This is a genomic window from Aeromonas caviae (genome assembly GCF_000819785.1).
Taxonomy (GTDB): domain Bacteria; phylum Pseudomonadota; class Gammaproteobacteria; order Enterobacterales; family Aeromonadaceae; genus Aeromonas; species Aeromonas caviae.
The window spans coordinates 85,268-99,398 of sequence record NZ_CDBK01000105.1 but is presented as its reverse complement, the minus strand read 5'-3'; the positions used below and the strand labels follow the sequence as shown (position 1 = coordinate 99,398).

The window sequence follows — 14,131 nt, the reverse complement described above, 5'->3', positions numbered from 1 at the left end:
CCGCCCCGGCAACCCAAGAGCATAACCATCTGCAAAGAGCTTTTGCACTAATCACATAAATCCATTTAAAACAGCACCTTAACTATCATCAAAAAACACCTGTTTTAAAAATCAAGTTGACGAATCCGCCATTCTTTTGCACCTTATGAATCGTGTTACCCCGCTGTTACGGGGAGTTTGAAAGAAAGGGATATAGACGTTAGTCGTAGTTAATAAATTCAAAATGTAACTTTTGGAGGAGTACCCACTATGTCGGCACCGGCCCAGACCATCAGCAGCACCCGCCTGCGCATTCAAGGCGAGATGCTTCCCGATTACGCGCAGATCCTGACGCCGGATGCGGTGGCCCTGGTGTCCGAACTGGTGGAACATTTCGCTCCCCAACGCAATGAGCTGCTGAAGCAGCGAGTCGCACGCCAGGCCCGTATCGATGGCGGCGAGTTGCCGGACTTCCTGCCAGAGACCGCCCATATTCGCGCTGGTGACTGGACGGTGCGCGGCATCCCCGCCGATCTGCAGGACCGCCGTGTGGAGATCACCGGCCCGGTCGAGCGCAAAATGGTGATCAATGCCCTCAACGCCAACGTCAAAGTCTTCATGGCCGACTTCGAGGACTCACTGGCCCCGGCCTGGAACAAGGTGATCGAGGGCCAGATCAACCTGCGCGATGCGGTCAACGGCACCATTGCCTACCAGAGCCCGGAGGGGAAGGCTTATACCTTGAATCCAAATCCGGCCGTGCTCATCTGCCGGGTTCGCGGTCTGCATCTGCCGGAGAAGCACGTCACCTTTGATGGTGCCCCCATTCCCGGCGGCCTGTTCGACTTCGCCCTCTATTTCCTGCACAACCACAAGGCGTTGCTGGCCAAGGGCTCCGGTCCCTACTTCTACGTACCCAAGCTGCAGAGCCATCTGGAAGGGCGCTGGTGGAGCGAGGTGTTCGCCTGGACCGAGGACAAATTCGGTCTGCCCCGCGGTACCATCAAGGCCACCGTACTCATCGAGACCCTGCCGGCGGTATTCGAGATGGACGAGCTGCTCTATCAGATGAAGGATCACATCGTTGCCCTCAACTGCGGTCGCTGGGACTACATCTTCAGCTATATCAAGACCTTGAAAAACCACCCGGATCGCGTCCTGCCGGATCGTCAGGTGGTGACCATGGACAAGCCGTTCCTCTCTGCCTACTCGCGACTCCTCATCAAGACCTGCCACAAGCGCGGCGCGCTGGCGATGGGGGGCATGGCTGCCTTTATTCCGGCCAAGGACGCGGCAGTCAACGAGCAGGTGTTTGCCAAGGTGCACGCGGACAAGCAGCGCGAGGCCGACAACGGCCACGATGGCACCTGGGTCGCCCACCCCGGTCTGGCCGATACCGCCATGGCGGTGTTCAACGCCACCATTCCGGCGGGTGCCCAGAACCAGATCGGCGTGCTGCGCGAGCAGGATGCCCCCATCACGGCCGCCGACCTGCTGGCCCCCTGTGAGGGCGAGCGCACCGAGGCGGGCATGCGCACCAATATCCGCGTCGCCCTGCAATATCTGGAAGCCTGGATCAACGGCAACGGCTGCGTGCCCATCTACGGACTGATGGAAGATGCCGCCACCGCCGAGATCTCCCGCACCTCCATCTGGCAGTGGATCCGCCACGGCAAGACCCTCTCCAACGGTCAGGCGGTGACCAAGGCGCTGTTCCGCCAGATGCTGGCCGAGGAGCAGGAGGTGGTCAGAGGCGAAGTGGGCGAGGCCCGCTGGCAATCGGGCCGTTTCGCCGAGGCGAGCGCCCTGATGGACGAGATCACCTGCGCCGACACACTCATCGATTTTCTGACGCTGCCCGGCTACGAGCGGCTGTGAGACCCGGGCCGGTAACGGCCCCCAAAACAAGTCAATGGAAACGTGAAATCAATGAAAGAGGGAACTGATATGGCACTGACCCGTGAGCAACAGATCCAGGCTATCGAGAAAGACTGGGCAGAAAACCCCCGCTGGAAAGGGATCAAGCGCGGCTACAGCGCCGAGGACGTGGTGAACCTGCGTGGCAGCCTGCAGCCGGCACACACTCTGGCCCAACGCGGCGCCGACAAACTGTGGGAGCTGATCCACGGCGGCGCCAAGAAAGGCTATGTAAACTGCCTCGGCGCCCTGACCGGCGGCCAGGCGGTGCAGCAGGCCAAGGCCGGCATCGAAGCCATCTATCTCTCCGGCTGGCAGGTGGCGGCGGACAACAACCTCTCCTCCACCATGTACCCGGATCAGTCCCTCTACCCGGCCAACTCCGTCCCCTCCGTGGTGGAGCGCATCAACAACTCCTTCGCCCGGGCCGACCAGATCCAGTGGGCCAACAAGGTTGGACCAGAGGACAAAGGCTTCATCGACTACTTCCTGCCCATCGTAGCGGATGCGGAAGCCGGTTTCGGCGGCGTGCTGAACGCCTTCGAACTGATGAAGGGGATGATTGAAGCGGGCGCCGCCGGCGTGCACTTCGAAGATCAGCTCGCGTCCGTGAAAAAGTGCGGCCACATGGGCGGCAAGGTACTGGTCCCGACCCAGGAAGCGGTGCAAAAGCTTGTCGCGGCTCGCCTCGCGGCAGATGTCTGCGGCACCACCACCTTGGTCATCGCCCGCACCGACGCCAACGCAGCGGATCTGCTGACCACGGATGCCGATCCCTACGATGCCGGCTTCCTGACCGGTGAGCGCACCAGTGAGGGCTTCTACAAGGTGCAGGCCGGCATCGAGCAGGCCATCTCCCGCGGCCTGGCCTACGCCCCTTACGCCGACATGGTGTGGTGCGAGACCGCCAAGCCCGATCTGGACGAGGCGCGAAAATTTGCCGAGGCCATCAAGGCCCAGTACCCGGACAAGATCCTGGCCTACAACTGTTCCCCGAGCTTCAACTGGAAGAAGAACCTGGACGATGCCACCATCGCCCGCTTCCAGCAGGAGCTCTCCGACATGGGCTACAAGTACCAGTTCATCACCCTGGCGGGTATCCACAACATGTGGTTCCACATGTACGAGCTGGCCTACCAGTACGCCCGTGGCGAGGGAATGAAGCACTATGTCGAGATGGTGCAGCAGCCGGAATTCGCCGCCGCCGAGCGGGGCTACACCTTCGTGGCACACCAGCAGGAAGTGGGTACCGGTTACTTCGACAAGGTGACCACCGTCATTCAGGGCGGCCAGTCGTCGGTGACCGCGCTGACCGGCTCGACCGAAGAAGATCAGTTCCACTGATAGCTGTGTAATGCTCGCAAACAAACCCCGGCCAAGTCCCGGGGTTTGTCGTTATGGGGCTTAGAACCTCTCCCAGTAGGCGTAATCGTTGAAGGCAGTTTGAACACGGACAGCGCGCAGAAACCGGAGCGTACTGTAGTACGTGAGGATTTCGAGCACTGCCCAGGTTCAAAATGGCGAATAAGATAGCCTAATGGGATAGGTTTTCAGAGCTCGAGGATCTCTTTGACGAAAGGGATGGTCAGCTTGCGCTTGGCACGGAAGGAGGCGTTGTCGAGACGATTGAGGGTGGCAAGCAGGGTGCGCATGTCGCGGGAGAGGCGGTTGAGCAGGAAACGGCCCACGTCGATGGGCAGCTTGAAACCCCGCAGCTCGGCGCGCAGTTGCAGGGCGCTGAGTTTGCCCTCGTCGTCCAGCTCGTCGAGGTGGAAGCTCACTCCCCAGTCGAGACGGGACGCGAGATCCGGCAGTTGCAGCCCCAGCTTGCGTGGCGCGCTGCAGCCGGTAACGATGAGCGTCCCCTCCCCCTTCTCCTTCCAGCGATTGTAGAAGTCGAACAGGGCCCGCTCCCACAGGGCGTTGCCGGCGATCGCCTCCAGGCTGTCAAGACAGACCAGGGGCAGGCTCTCCAAAGCATCGAGCATGCTGGGGTCGAGCTGTTCGAACTGATCGAGGGAGAGATAGGCCGCCGCCGCGTCGCGGGCGTTGACCTCGGCACAGGTAGCATGGAGCAGATGGGAGCGGCCCGACCCCTTGGCTCCCCAGAAATAGAGGAAGGGCGAGCCCTGACCGATGGCCGCATTCTTGAGGGCGGTGATCAGATGGGCGTTGTTGCCGGGATAAAAACTGACGAAGGTTTCATCATCCGGTAGTTGTACGGCTAAAGACAGTTGGGCCGGTTGCTTCACTCGTTGGGCTTTGACTGTGATATTTGCGGGCAAGTGTATCACCAGCGGGGCAGATAGAGAACCGCCCGGACCATGCCGGGCGGTCAGGATCCTTCCCCGGGATCAGGGCTGCGACCATTGATAGCGCAGGCCGCTCTCGTTGTCTTCCACCTGATGCAGGCGGCTCTCAAGTTGCAACCCCCTCACCAGCTCGGCCTTGTCCCCCTGCAGCGAGAGGTTGAAGGTCACCTTGTCCCCTTCCAACTTGCCGATGGCCACCTTGGTGACACTGGCCATCCCCTGCAGCAGCTTCTGGATCTGGATCATGCCATCGATATCGGACAGCCCCTCCACCACCAGGGTCTGGCTGGAAGCGACACCGGAGAGACGGGTACCGTACTGCTGCACCAGCCAACCGGCCAGGGCATCGGCAAAGCCCTTTGCCACCTCGGCCTGGGTACCTGAACCCGAGCCCTTGGTCAGCTCGGTCAGCTCTCCTGCCTGCGCCCCCGGCTTGGACCCATAAAGACCCCAGTCGATGCTCCAGGCCTCCCCCTCCGGGCTCAGTTTGCCGAGCACCACCATTTCAGCGCCGTAACGCTGGCTCGCCTTGAGCACGGGATCGGCAAAGCGGCCCCAGACATCGGTGGCATTGACCGCCATGTTGTCATCCAAGTCCATCAGCGGGAGACTGACCGGCAGCCCCATGGCCTGGGTCTGGGCACGCAGCGCCTCGGACCAGCCATCGCCGGACTGATCCGGCAGTATGCGCCGCTCCCCTTCGTCGACCACCAGCCAGATGGCGACCTGCGGCCGCACCGGGCCAAGCAGGGCAAACTTGCTCTGGCCAACCAGGGCGTTCACCTTGGCCACATTGAAATCCGCCTTGAGAAACTTGACCGAGCCGATGTCCTGATAGCTGTATTGCTGCACGTAATCCGCCGGCGCCGCCAGGGCCTTCACCACATCCGGCTGGGTGAGGATATCGCGCTTGCCCGTCACCTTGACGAGCACATCCCCCAGCGCCTGGGACTGGGCGGCCGTCATGTCGCCACTGGTGGGAGCCTTGCCCTGATAGAGGTCGGTTACCTGGGCGGCCGACACCACGAGTGGCAGACAGCAGCAGAGGAGAGTCGCTAAGCGTTTCAGCATAAAGAAGATTCTCGAAATGGGGGATGGTGCTTATGGTAGCGGCAAGGCGCGCATGGCAGCAAGCAAAGGGGGGAGAAACAGCGGAGCCGGCAGGGTGCCGGCTCCGTTTGCGCGCCTTGGGCGCGGCGATGGGGTGATGCTTATTTGGTGCCGAAGATCTTGTCGCCAGCATCCCCCAGACCCGGGACGATATAGCCTTTCTCGTTCAACCCCTGGTCGATGGAGGCACAGAACAGCTCCACGTCCGGGTGAGCGGCTTCCAGGGCCTTGATGCCTTCGGGGGCGGCAACCAGCACCAGCACCTTGATGGACTGGCAACCTTTCTTCTTGAGCAGATCGATGGTGGCGATCATGGAGCCGCCGGTGGCCAGCATGGGGTCGATGACCAGGGCCAGACGCTCTTCGATGTTGCTGACGATCTTCTCGAAGTAGGGGACAGGCTGCAGGGTCTCTTCATCGCGATAGATACCAACCACGCTGACGCGGGCGCTCGGCATGTGCTCCAGCACGCCATCCATCATGCCAAGACCGGCGCGCAGGATGGGCACGACGGTGACCTTCTTGCCCTTGATCTGGTCTACTTCCACAGGGCCGTTCCAGCCATCGATGGTCACTTTTTCGGTTTCGAAGTCAGAGGTCGCTTCGTAGGTCAACAAACTGCCCACCTCCTTGGCCAGTTCACGGAAACGCTTGGTGCTGATGTCGCCTTCGCGCATCAGGCCGATCTTGTGCTTGACCAGGGGGTGTTTGACTTCAACGACTTTCATTATTATCTCCTCTAACCGGCGCCAAAAAAATCGCGGAATCATACAACAAAAGCCACTGCTTGTAGAGCTTTTCGATTCAAAAACGCGCAAACGATTTTCTTTCTGGTTTTTCGTGCCCGCTGGTAGAATACGCCCCGAATTTTACCCTCCACTTCTTTATATGACGGGGAATACGCGTGACTGACAAAACCTCACTGAGCTACAAGGATGCTGGCGTAGATATCGATGCCGGCAATGCACTGGTTGAACGTATCAAGGGCGTGTCAAAACGCACTCGTCGTCCTGAAGTCCTTGGTGGTCTTGGCGGCTTTGGGGCCCTGTGTCAAATCCCTGCTGGCTACAAGGAACCGGTACTGGTCTCCGGTACCGACGGGGTGGGCACCAAGCTGCGTCTGGCCATCGACCTGAAGAAGCACGACACCGTGGGGATCGACTTGGTCGCCATGTGCGTCAATGACCTCATCGTGCAGGGCGCCGAGCCCCTCTTCTTCCTCGACTACTATGCCACCGGCAAACTGGACGTGGACACTGCCGCTGCCGTGGTCACCGGCATCGGCGCCGGCTGCGAACAGTCCGGCTGTGCTCTGGTCGGCGGTGAAACTGCCGAAATGCCTGGCATGTATGAAGGGGAAGATTACGACATCGCCGGTTTCTGCGTCGGCGTGGTGGAAAAGAGCGAGATCATCGACGGCAGCAAAGTTGGCGAAGGGGATGCCCTGATCGCCCTGGCCGCCAGCGGTCCCCACTCCAACGGCTTCTCCCTCATTCGCAAGATCCTGGAAGTCTCCAAGGCCGACGTGCAGCAGCCGCTGGGTGATACCACCCTGGCCAACGCCCTGCTGGAGCCGACCCGCATCTACGTGAAGCCCGTGCTCAAGCTCATCAAGGAGTGCGAGATCCACGCCCTGTCCCACATCACCGGCGGCGGCTTCTGGGAGAACATCCCGCGCGTGCTGCCCGCCAACACCCAGGCGGTCATCGACGAGCAGAGCTGGCAGTGGCCGGCGGTGTTCAGCTGGCTGCAACAGGCAGGCAACGTCACCCGCCACGAGATGTATCGCACCTTCAACTGCGGCGTCGGCATGATCATCGCCCTGCCGGCGGATCAGCTGGACAAGGCGCTGGCCCTGCTCAAGGCCGAAGGCGAGAACGCTTGGCACATCGGCCACATCGCCAAGGCGGCCGATGGTGAGGAGCAGGTCATCATTCAATGAATGATCGGATCAACGGCCAGATGACCTCCCCTATGAAACGCATCCTCGTCCTCATCTCAGGCAGCGGCAGCAACCTGCAGGCCATCCTCGACGGCTGTGCCGGCGGCAAGATTGCCGGTCAGGTGGTCGGCGTCATCAGCAACAAGGCTGATGCCTATGGCCTGGTGCGTGCCAGGGAAGCCGGGGTGGCAACCGCCATCCTGGCCCAGCAGCAGTTCGCCAGCCGGGAGGAGTATGATGCCGCCCTGCTGGCCCTGATGGCGGATTATCAGCCGGATCTGGTGGTGCTGGCCGGCTTTATGCGGATCCTGAGCGCCGACCTCGTGCGTCACTTCGCCGGGAGGATGATCAACATCCACCCCTCGTTGCTGCCGAAATACCAGGGTCTGCACACCCACCAGCGCGCCATCGAGGCCGGTGATGACGAGCACGGCGCCAGCGTCCACTTCGTCACCGAAGAGCTCGACGGCGGCCCGGTGATCCTCCAGGCACGGGTCCCCATCTTCGAAGGGGACAGTGCCGACGAGGTCGCCGCCCGAGTCCAGGTACAGGAACACAGCATCTACCCCCTGGTGGTGCAGTGGTTCTGTGAAGGGCGCTTGCAGATGCGAGAAGGGTCTGCCTTCCTCGATGGCAAGCAGCTTGGCCTGGCAGGCTATGCCAGCGAGTAACCGCTAGCAGCAGTAAGACACAACAAGGGAGGCTCAGGCCTCCCTTGTCATTTCCATCGACCAGCGCAATGGCTGTCATCACGTCCGATGACGCCGCTGCGCGGCTAATCGGCCCTACACCGGATTGTCGATATCGATAAAGGTCACCTCCAACCCGTGTACGGTGGCGAGCCACTCTCCCAGCGCCTTGACGCCGTAACGTTCGGTGGCGTGGTGGCCTGCGGCGTAGAAGTGCATGCCCATCTCCCGGGCGGTGTGAATGGTCTGCTCGGAGGCTTCGCCGGAGATGAAGGCATCGATGCCCTGCTCCGCCGCCTGGCTGATGTAGCTCTGACCACCGCCGGTGCACCAGGCCACGGAGCGGATGAGCTCGGGACCACTGTCACCACAATGAAGCGGCTCGCGACCGAGACGCTCGGCAATCAGCTTGGCAAAATCGCTGCCGCTCATGGGCTCCTCCAGCTTGCCCACCATGGCGACGCTCTTGCTGTTCCAGGGTTCGAGGCCGCGACGCACCTTGATGCCAAGCAGCCTGGCAAGCTGGGCGTTGTTCCCCACCTCGGGGTGCACGTCCAGCGGCAGGTGGTAGGCAAACAGGTTGATGTCGTGGGTCAGCAGGGTCTTGAGACGACGCTGCTTCATGCCGGTGATCTGGGCCGGCTCGCCGCTCCAGAAGTAGCCGTGATGGACCAGGATGGCGTCAGCATCGGCGGCCACGGCGGCATCGATGAGGGCCTGGCTGGCGGTGACGCCGGTCACCACCTTGCGAATGCGCTCGCGCCCCTCCACCTGCAGGCCGTTGGGGCAGTAATCCTTGATGGCATGGGGTTCGAGCAGGTGGTTGAGCAGGCTTTCCAGTTTACGATGAGAGATCATGGGGGTCTCCTAGCTGGGCTCCCCACGTACTGTGCGGGGAGCCGGATTCCGATCGTCAGGGCCCATGATAATCGAGCCGGACCGGCAAGGCCATGCGCCTGTCAGGCCTAGGCGGGCAGCTCGATGCCGGCGTCACGCATCTGGGCCAGCTTGTAGCGCAGGGTGCGCGGGCTGATGCCGAGCTTGTCGGCCACCGCTTTGCGACTGCCGTTGCACTCCTGCAGGGTGTCCAGAATGATCTGGTGCTCCTGCTGCTTGAGTTCGCCGCCGAGCCCCTCCCCTGACAGCCGCTCGAGCGGGCGCACCAGGGTCTCGTCCGTCTCCTCCAGGATCAGGTGCTCACAGTCGATGAGGCCATCTGGACAGAGGATCAAGGCGCGCTGAACCACGTTGTCGAGCTCGCGCACGTTGCCGGGCCAGGGGTGAACCATCAGACGCTCTCGGGCGTCCTCTGCGAGCTGCGGCGTCGGCAGCCCCATCTGGCTGGCATGCAGCGCCAGCAGATGCTCCGCCAGGGGAAGAATGTCCCCCGGGCGCTCCCAGAGCGCCGTCCAGCGCAGGGGGAAGACGTTGAGGCGGTAGTAGAGATCTTCGCGGAACTGCCCGTCCTGCACCGCTTTTTTCAGATCCCGGTTGCTGGTGGCAATGACCCGCACATCGAGGGGGATCATCTTGCGGCTGCCGAGCCGCTCCACCTCTTTCTCCTGCAAGACCCGCAGCAGCTTGGCCTGCAGCCCCAGATCCATCTCGGTGATTTCGTCGAGCAGCAGGGTTCCTCCCTGAGCCTGCTCGAACTTGCCAGGGCACCCCTGCACCGCACCGGTAAAAGCGCCCTTCTCGTAGCCAAACAGGGTCGCTTCCAGCATGTTCTCCGGAATGGCGGCGCAGTTGATGGCGACGAAGGCCTGCTCTGCCCGGCTGGAGTGGTCGTGAATGTAGCGAGCCAGCACCTCCTTGCCCGTCCCGCTCGGTCCGGTCACCATGACGGTGGCTTCGCTTCTGGCCACCCGGGTCGCCAGCTGGAACAGCTCCGCAGTCCTGGGGTCCCCGTACACCACGGCCCGTTTCTCCACCTTCTGGGCCGGCACATAACGGCTGACCTGGTTGAGCAGCACCTCGGGGGAGAAGGGCTTGGCCAGATAGTCGATCGCCCCCTCGCGCATGGCGCGCACCGCCCCGTCGATGTTGGCGTAGGCAGTCATCAGGAGCACAGGCACCTGGGGATATTGCTGGCGGATGTTGGCGAGCAGAGTCAGACCATCCATGCCCCCCATCTGGATGTCGGAGATCACCATGTCAAAGCGCTGACGGGACAGGGCAAGCAGGGCCCGCTCGCCGCTGTCCACCTCGCGGCACTCATAGCCACCGAGCAGCAGGGTATCCACCAGCGCCTCGCGCAGGCCGTTGTCATCTTCCACCACCAGAATGCGAGCCTGGGTCATGCCACACCTCCTACAACCAACATGGCCTTGTCGAGATTCATCTTCACCGGCGCTCCGGCTTTTGCGCGCCTCATGCCACGCCCCCCAACTGAACCTGTTGCTGATGCAGGGGGAAGGACAGGGTAAAACAGGTGCCCTCGCCAGGGACCGAGGCCACGCTTACCTCCCCCTGATGGGCTCGTACCACCGACTGCACCACCGCAAGACCGAGGCCCGTGCCCTGGGATCGGGTGGTAAAGAAGGGTTCGAAGATCTGGTTAAGCAGGGAGGGGGCCATTCCCTTGCCGTTGTCGATGACCCGCATCTCTACCCGGTTGCCGCTGCGCACAGCGCTCACCAGGAGCGAATCGGCGCCGGCCTGCCGGGCATTGGCGATAAGGTTGTTGATGGCCCCCGCCAGGGCACTGCTGTTGGCAAGCAGACAGAGATCAGGCTCAGGGGCCTCCAGATGCAAGACGCAGCCCTGCTGCTGGCAGAAGGCTTCGGCCCCCGCCTGCACTTCCGCCAGCAAGCCCTGCACCGAGAGGGGTGCCACCACCTGGTTGTCGCCATTGCGGGCAAACAGCAGGATGTCGTTGATCTGTTTTTCCAGGTCTTGCAACCTGGCCATCAATTTTTGCTGGAACTGGCTGCGGGATTCAGGCTTGAGGGTGCGGTTGGCCAGGTTGGCCGCATAGAGCATGGCGGCGGAGAGCGGGGTGCGGATCTGGTGCGCCAGAGAAGCCGCCATGTTGCCAAGGGCGGAGAGGCGCTTCATGTGGTTGACCCTGTCCTGCAACTGGCGGGTCTCGGTCAAGTCGGTAATGAACACCAGTTGGCCGGGCTGATCCGGCAGCGGCTGGGTCGACAGCTGGACCCGACGGCCGTCTCGCAAGGAGATCTCGTGACCGTCATCCTCACGGGGTTCGAAGCAGCGGGCGATGATCTGGCGCCAGGAGAGGCCCTCCAGTGGCTCCCCCAGCAGCGCCAGGGCGGCAGGGTTTGCGCGGGTGATCAGCCCCTCGCCATCGAGCAGCAGCACGCCGGTCGGCAGCGCCGTGAAGATGGCGTAAAGCTGACTCACTTCATGTGACTGGAGGGGGGCATCCTGCTGCAAGATTGTCATAAAGCTGACCTCAAACGGGCGATTGAGTCAGCTTATTCAATTTCCATGCCAGCAAAATAGACGTTATTTATCAATGTATTGGGTCAATGCGTCAAAGCATTGACCTCAATTGTCCTTGCTCATGCCGTACTTCTTCATCTTCTCCACCAGGGTGGTGCGGCGCATGCTGAGCAGGTCGGCGGCGCGGGCCACCACCCCGTCCTGGGACTCCAGGGCCTGGCGGATCAGCTCCACCTCGAGGTCGGCCAGCATCTCCTTGAGGTTGACTCCTTCCTGGGGCAACTGCATGGGCAGGGGCATGGCGATGCCGGGATCCAGCTCTGGTGGGGACTGAAACACGGCAGCCAAGGCGTCCCGCTCGTCCATCTCGGTGAGCCGTTCATCTCGTGGCTCGCAGGGCAGCAGGCGATAGCGGCCGGGCAGATCCGCCACATCGACGATCTGGTTCGGATAGAGGATGAGCAGGCGCTCGATGAGGTTGGACAGCTCGCGTACGTTGCCGGGCCAGGCGTACTGCATCAGGGACTCCATGGCGCGCTGGGTCAGACGGATGATCCCCTTGTGCTGTTCGGCATGGCGATTGAGCAGCTCCTGCAGCAGCAGCGGGATGTCGTCGGCCCGATCCCGCAGGGGGGGCGTCTCGATGGGGAACACATTGAGGCGGTAGTAGAGATCTTCGCGAAATGCCTGGGTGCGGATCATGGCTTCCAGATCCCGGTGGGTCGCCGCGATCACCCTCACATCGGCCTGGACGGCCTTGCCGCCCCCAACCCGGTCGAACTGGCGCTCCTGCAGCACCCGCAGCAACTTGACCTGCATCGGCAGCGGCATATCGCCGATTTCGTCGAGGAAGAGGGTGCCCCCCTGGGCCAGTTCGAAGCGGCCGCGCCGGGCGGCAATGGCACCGGTGAAGGCCCCCTTCTCGTGACCGAACAGCTCGCTCTCGAGCAGTTCAGCCGGAATGGCGCCGCAGTTGATGGGCACGAAGGGGCCCGCGCTTCGGGCGGACAGCTCGTGGATGGCGCGAGCCACCACCTCCTTGCCAGTCCCGGACTCACCGAGGATCAGTACGTTGGCGTCGGTCTCGGCCACCTGGCCGATGAGACGGCGCACCTCCTGAATGCCCCTCCCCTTGCCCACCAGCAGGCGCAGCAGGGTCTGACCCTTGTCGTGAGTCTGATGACGGGGATGCAGGGAGATGAAGGCCTGGCAGAAGTGCAGATGACGGGTGAGGGACTCATAGGTAAAGGGGGCCTCGGCCACCCCGATGAAGTTGCTGCAACCATGGCTCGCCGGCATCAGGGAGAGGAAGGGCAGACGAGGATGGGCGGCAAGCAGCTCACTCAGGGCGCGCTCGCGCAGTTCCCCGGCCAGAATCCCCTGCAAGGGCCCGGCAGTCTCGATGGCCACATCGAGATCGCTCTCCACCACCTCCTGCCAGGGGATCCCCATGAAGGAGAGCACAGTCCCCAGTTGCTGGCGCCGCACATCATCGGCATCAACAAGCAGCACACCCATAGCCATCCTATCCATATTTTCACACCTGACGCCAAGTTATTGTTTTTTAAGTGCTTATTAAAACCAATTTCGCACTGTGTCATAAGGGGGACAAAGTGCCAAAATTCTGGCGGATTGTCAAAACTTGTCGCATCCTCCCGGACCCTGGCGGGACGGGGATCACGCTTCCAGCCAGATTGAGTATCGGATGAAAACCAGCGAAGGGAAAAGAATGACGCCGACAGGGGGCGGCGTCAGAGGAGGGATCAGTGCTTCACGCTCTCCTGGGGAGCGGCATAGCGGCACTCGGGAAACCGGCTGCAGGCGAGGAACAGGCGACCGGCGTGGGGACCCTTTCGTGCTTCCCGTGCCACCAGGGGCGCGGCACAGCGGGGGCAATGGGGGATCGTCTCCCGGGGCTCCTCCTCATCCGGATCGAGGAAGGGATTCTCCTCCATCAACACGGGCATTGCCTCTTCGGCCTGGGAGGGCGGCACCTGGGGCTCCCTGGCAACCCCCGGGTGTGACGTGCCCAGATCGACACCATCGAGCAGCAGCGGGCTGAAGGTCGGTTCGCGGCGCTCGCCGGGCAGCAGGTCATCCACCGGCGCCGTCGTTCTCGCCAGCAGGGGCAGCAGTTGCTCCCGCAACTCGTCGACCTGGTAGTGGCTGCTGGCCGGGATCTGCAACAGCGGCAGACCGGCGCCATCGCAGGCCGCCTTCAGGAAAAGATCCCGCGCCTTGCGCTTCTGGTGGCGGTGCCCCTCGTCATCCAGCTCCACGGCACACAGGAAAGAGAGATCCGCCGGGTGGCAGAGCAGAAAATCGAAGTGCTTCTCCCCTATCTTGCCGAGCGCCTGCTGGCGCTTGCCCTTGCCAAGGTGCGCCTCGGGCGTCAGCACATAGGAGGCTCGTACCTTGGCAAAGACACGGGCCTTGTCCCCCACCGCCTGATCCAGCACCCCGAAGAAGGTGCGCTCCGCTGGGCTCATCAAGGTTTCCTGCAGATCATAGGGCTCGGCTTTGCCCCCTTTCTCCCTGCGCCAGACGATCACCAGCAGGAGCAACCCCAGCAACACGGCTCCCGATACGACAAGGCTATTCATACACGCACATCCCGTTTACAAGACAAATTCAGTTCACACCAGAGGAAGGGGCACACTCTACCACGGGGAAAGCGACTCAGGCAGCGCAGAAATCAAGCCCGTCCCGGCATTCACGTTTTTTCACTGAATTTGCGCAAGGCGGGCTTCATATGGCCTGTCACAGCAGGCACAATG

General features: G+C 62.2%; 12 protein-coding genes. 4 read left to right on the top strand and 8 right to left on the bottom strand.

The window, feature by feature from the left end; all coding sequences use genetic code 11:
- The first annotated feature begins 249 nt into the window (after positions 1–249).
- The gene (gene aceB, locus BN1120_RS19015; RefSeq protein WP_042017559.1) at positions 250–1,857 is read left to right on the top strand and encodes a malate synthase A; all 1,608 of its coding nucleotides are present in this window, start codon (positions 250–252) and stop codon (positions 1,855–1,857) included.
- 69 nt (positions 1,858–1,926) lie between these two features.
- Positions 1,927–3,240: an isocitrate lyase gene (gene aceA, locus BN1120_RS19010; protein WP_041213155.1), complete on the top strand. Its 1,314-nt coding sequence runs from the start codon at positions 1,927–1,929 to the stop codon at positions 3,238–3,240.
- A gap of 206 nt (positions 3,241–3,446) precedes the next feature.
- Here aceA and hda read toward each other — a convergent pair whose 3' ends face one another.
- From hda to upp, 3 genes are all read right to left on the bottom strand, one after another.
- A complete protein-coding gene (gene hda, locus BN1120_RS19005) occupies positions 3,447–4,148 on the bottom strand; it encodes a DnaA inactivator Hda (RefSeq protein ID WP_010675272.1) in 702 nt (233 codons plus the stop codon).
- A gap of 102 nt (positions 4,149–4,250) precedes the next feature.
- The gene (locus BN1120_RS19000) at positions 4,251–5,279 is read right to left on the bottom strand and encodes a DUF2066 domain-containing protein (RefSeq protein ID WP_042017558.1); all 1,029 of its coding nucleotides are present in this window, start codon (positions 5,277–5,279) and stop codon (positions 4,251–4,253) included.
- A 140-nt stretch (positions 5,280–5,419) separates the two neighbouring features.
- Positions 5,420–6,046 (bottom strand): uracil phosphoribosyltransferase, encoded by a 627-nt coding sequence (upp, locus tag BN1120_RS18995; protein WP_005302745.1) that lies wholly within the window; start codon positions 6,044–6,046, stop codon positions 5,420–5,422.
- 176 nt (positions 6,047–6,222) lie between these two features.
- Between upp and purM the strand changes: the two genes are divergently transcribed.
- Positions 6,223–7,260 carry a phosphoribosylformylglycinamidine cyclo-ligase gene (gene purM, locus BN1120_RS18990; RefSeq protein ID WP_010675274.1) on the top strand — a complete coding sequence of 346 codons (1,038 nt, stop codon included), beginning with the start codon at positions 6,223–6,225 and terminating at the stop codon, positions 7,258–7,260.
- A gap of 32 nt (positions 7,261–7,292) precedes the next feature.
- Positions 7,293–7,931: a phosphoribosylglycinamide formyltransferase gene (purN, locus tag BN1120_RS18985; RefSeq protein WP_042017578.1), complete on the top strand. Its 639-nt coding sequence runs from the start codon at positions 7,293–7,295 to the stop codon at positions 7,929–7,931.
- 114 nt (positions 7,932–8,045) lie between these two features.
- Here the strand turns inward: purN and BN1120_RS18980 are convergent, their stop codons facing one another.
- From BN1120_RS18980 to BN1120_RS18960, 5 genes are all read right to left on the bottom strand, one after another.
- Positions 8,046–8,807: a Nif3-like dinuclear metal center hexameric protein gene (locus tag BN1120_RS18980; RefSeq protein WP_010675276.1), complete on the bottom strand. Its 762-nt coding sequence runs from the start codon at positions 8,805–8,807 to the stop codon at positions 8,046–8,048.
- 107 nt (positions 8,808–8,914) lie between these two features.
- Entirely contained in the window at positions 8,915–10,249 is a 1,335-nt protein-coding gene (locus BN1120_RS18975; RefSeq protein ID WP_042017557.1) for a sigma-54-dependent transcriptional regulator, read from the bottom strand.
- A gap of 70 nt (positions 10,250–10,319) precedes the next feature.
- Positions 10,320–11,354 (bottom strand): sensor histidine kinase, encoded by a 1,035-nt coding sequence (locus tag BN1120_RS18970; RefSeq protein WP_042017556.1) that lies wholly within the window; start codon positions 11,352–11,354, stop codon positions 10,320–10,322.
- Between the two features lie 105 nt (positions 11,355–11,459).
- Positions 11,460–12,878 (bottom strand): sigma-54 dependent transcriptional regulator, encoded by a 1,419-nt coding sequence (locus BN1120_RS18965; RefSeq protein WP_041213159.1) that lies wholly within the window; start codon positions 12,876–12,878, stop codon positions 11,460–11,462.
- A 239-nt stretch (positions 12,879–13,117) separates the two neighbouring features.
- Positions 13,118–13,957, bottom strand: a complete 840-nt coding sequence (locus tag BN1120_RS18960) for a DUF2726 domain-containing protein (protein ID WP_042017555.1) — start codon at positions 13,955–13,957, stop codon at positions 13,118–13,120.
- Positions 13,958–14,131 lie beyond the last annotated feature (174 nt).

Bases quoted from the DNA above. Each gene is read 5' to 3' on its own strand.
- aceB (WP_042017559.1), top strand. From the start codon at position 250: ATGTCGGCACCGGCCCAGACCATCAGCAGCACCCGCCTGCGCATTCAA.
- aceA (WP_041213155.1), top strand. From the start codon at position 1,927: ATGGCACTGACCCGTGAGCAACAGATCCAGGCTATCGAGAAAGACTGG.
- BN1120_RS19000 (WP_042017558.1), bottom strand. From the start codon at position 5,279: ATGCTGAAACGCTTAGCGACTCTCCTCTGCTGCTGTCTGCCACTCGTG.
- upp (WP_005302745.1), bottom strand. From the start codon at position 6,046: ATGAAAGTCGTTGAAGTCAAACACCCCCTGGTCAAGCACAAGATCGGC.
- purN (WP_042017578.1), top strand. From the start codon at position 7,293: ATGAAACGCATCCTCGTCCTCATCTCAGGCAGCGGCAGCAACCTGCAG.
- BN1120_RS18980 (WP_010675276.1), bottom strand. From the start codon at position 8,807: ATGATCTCTCATCGTAAACTGGAAAGCCTGCTCAACCACCTGCTCGAA.
- BN1120_RS18975 (WP_042017557.1), bottom strand. From the start codon at position 10,249: ATGACCCAGGCTCGCATTCTGGTGGTGGAAGATGACAACGGCCTGCGC.
- BN1120_RS18970 (WP_042017556.1), bottom strand. From the start codon at position 11,354: ATGACAATCTTGCAGCAGGATGCCCCCCTCCAGTCACATGAAGTGAGT.
- BN1120_RS18965 (WP_041213159.1), bottom strand. From the start codon at position 12,878: ATGGCTATGGGTGTGCTGCTTGTTGATGCCGATGATGTGCGGCGCCAG.
- BN1120_RS18960 (WP_042017555.1), bottom strand. From the start codon at position 13,957: ATGAATAGCCTTGTCGTATCGGGAGCCGTGTTGCTGGGGTTGCTCCTG.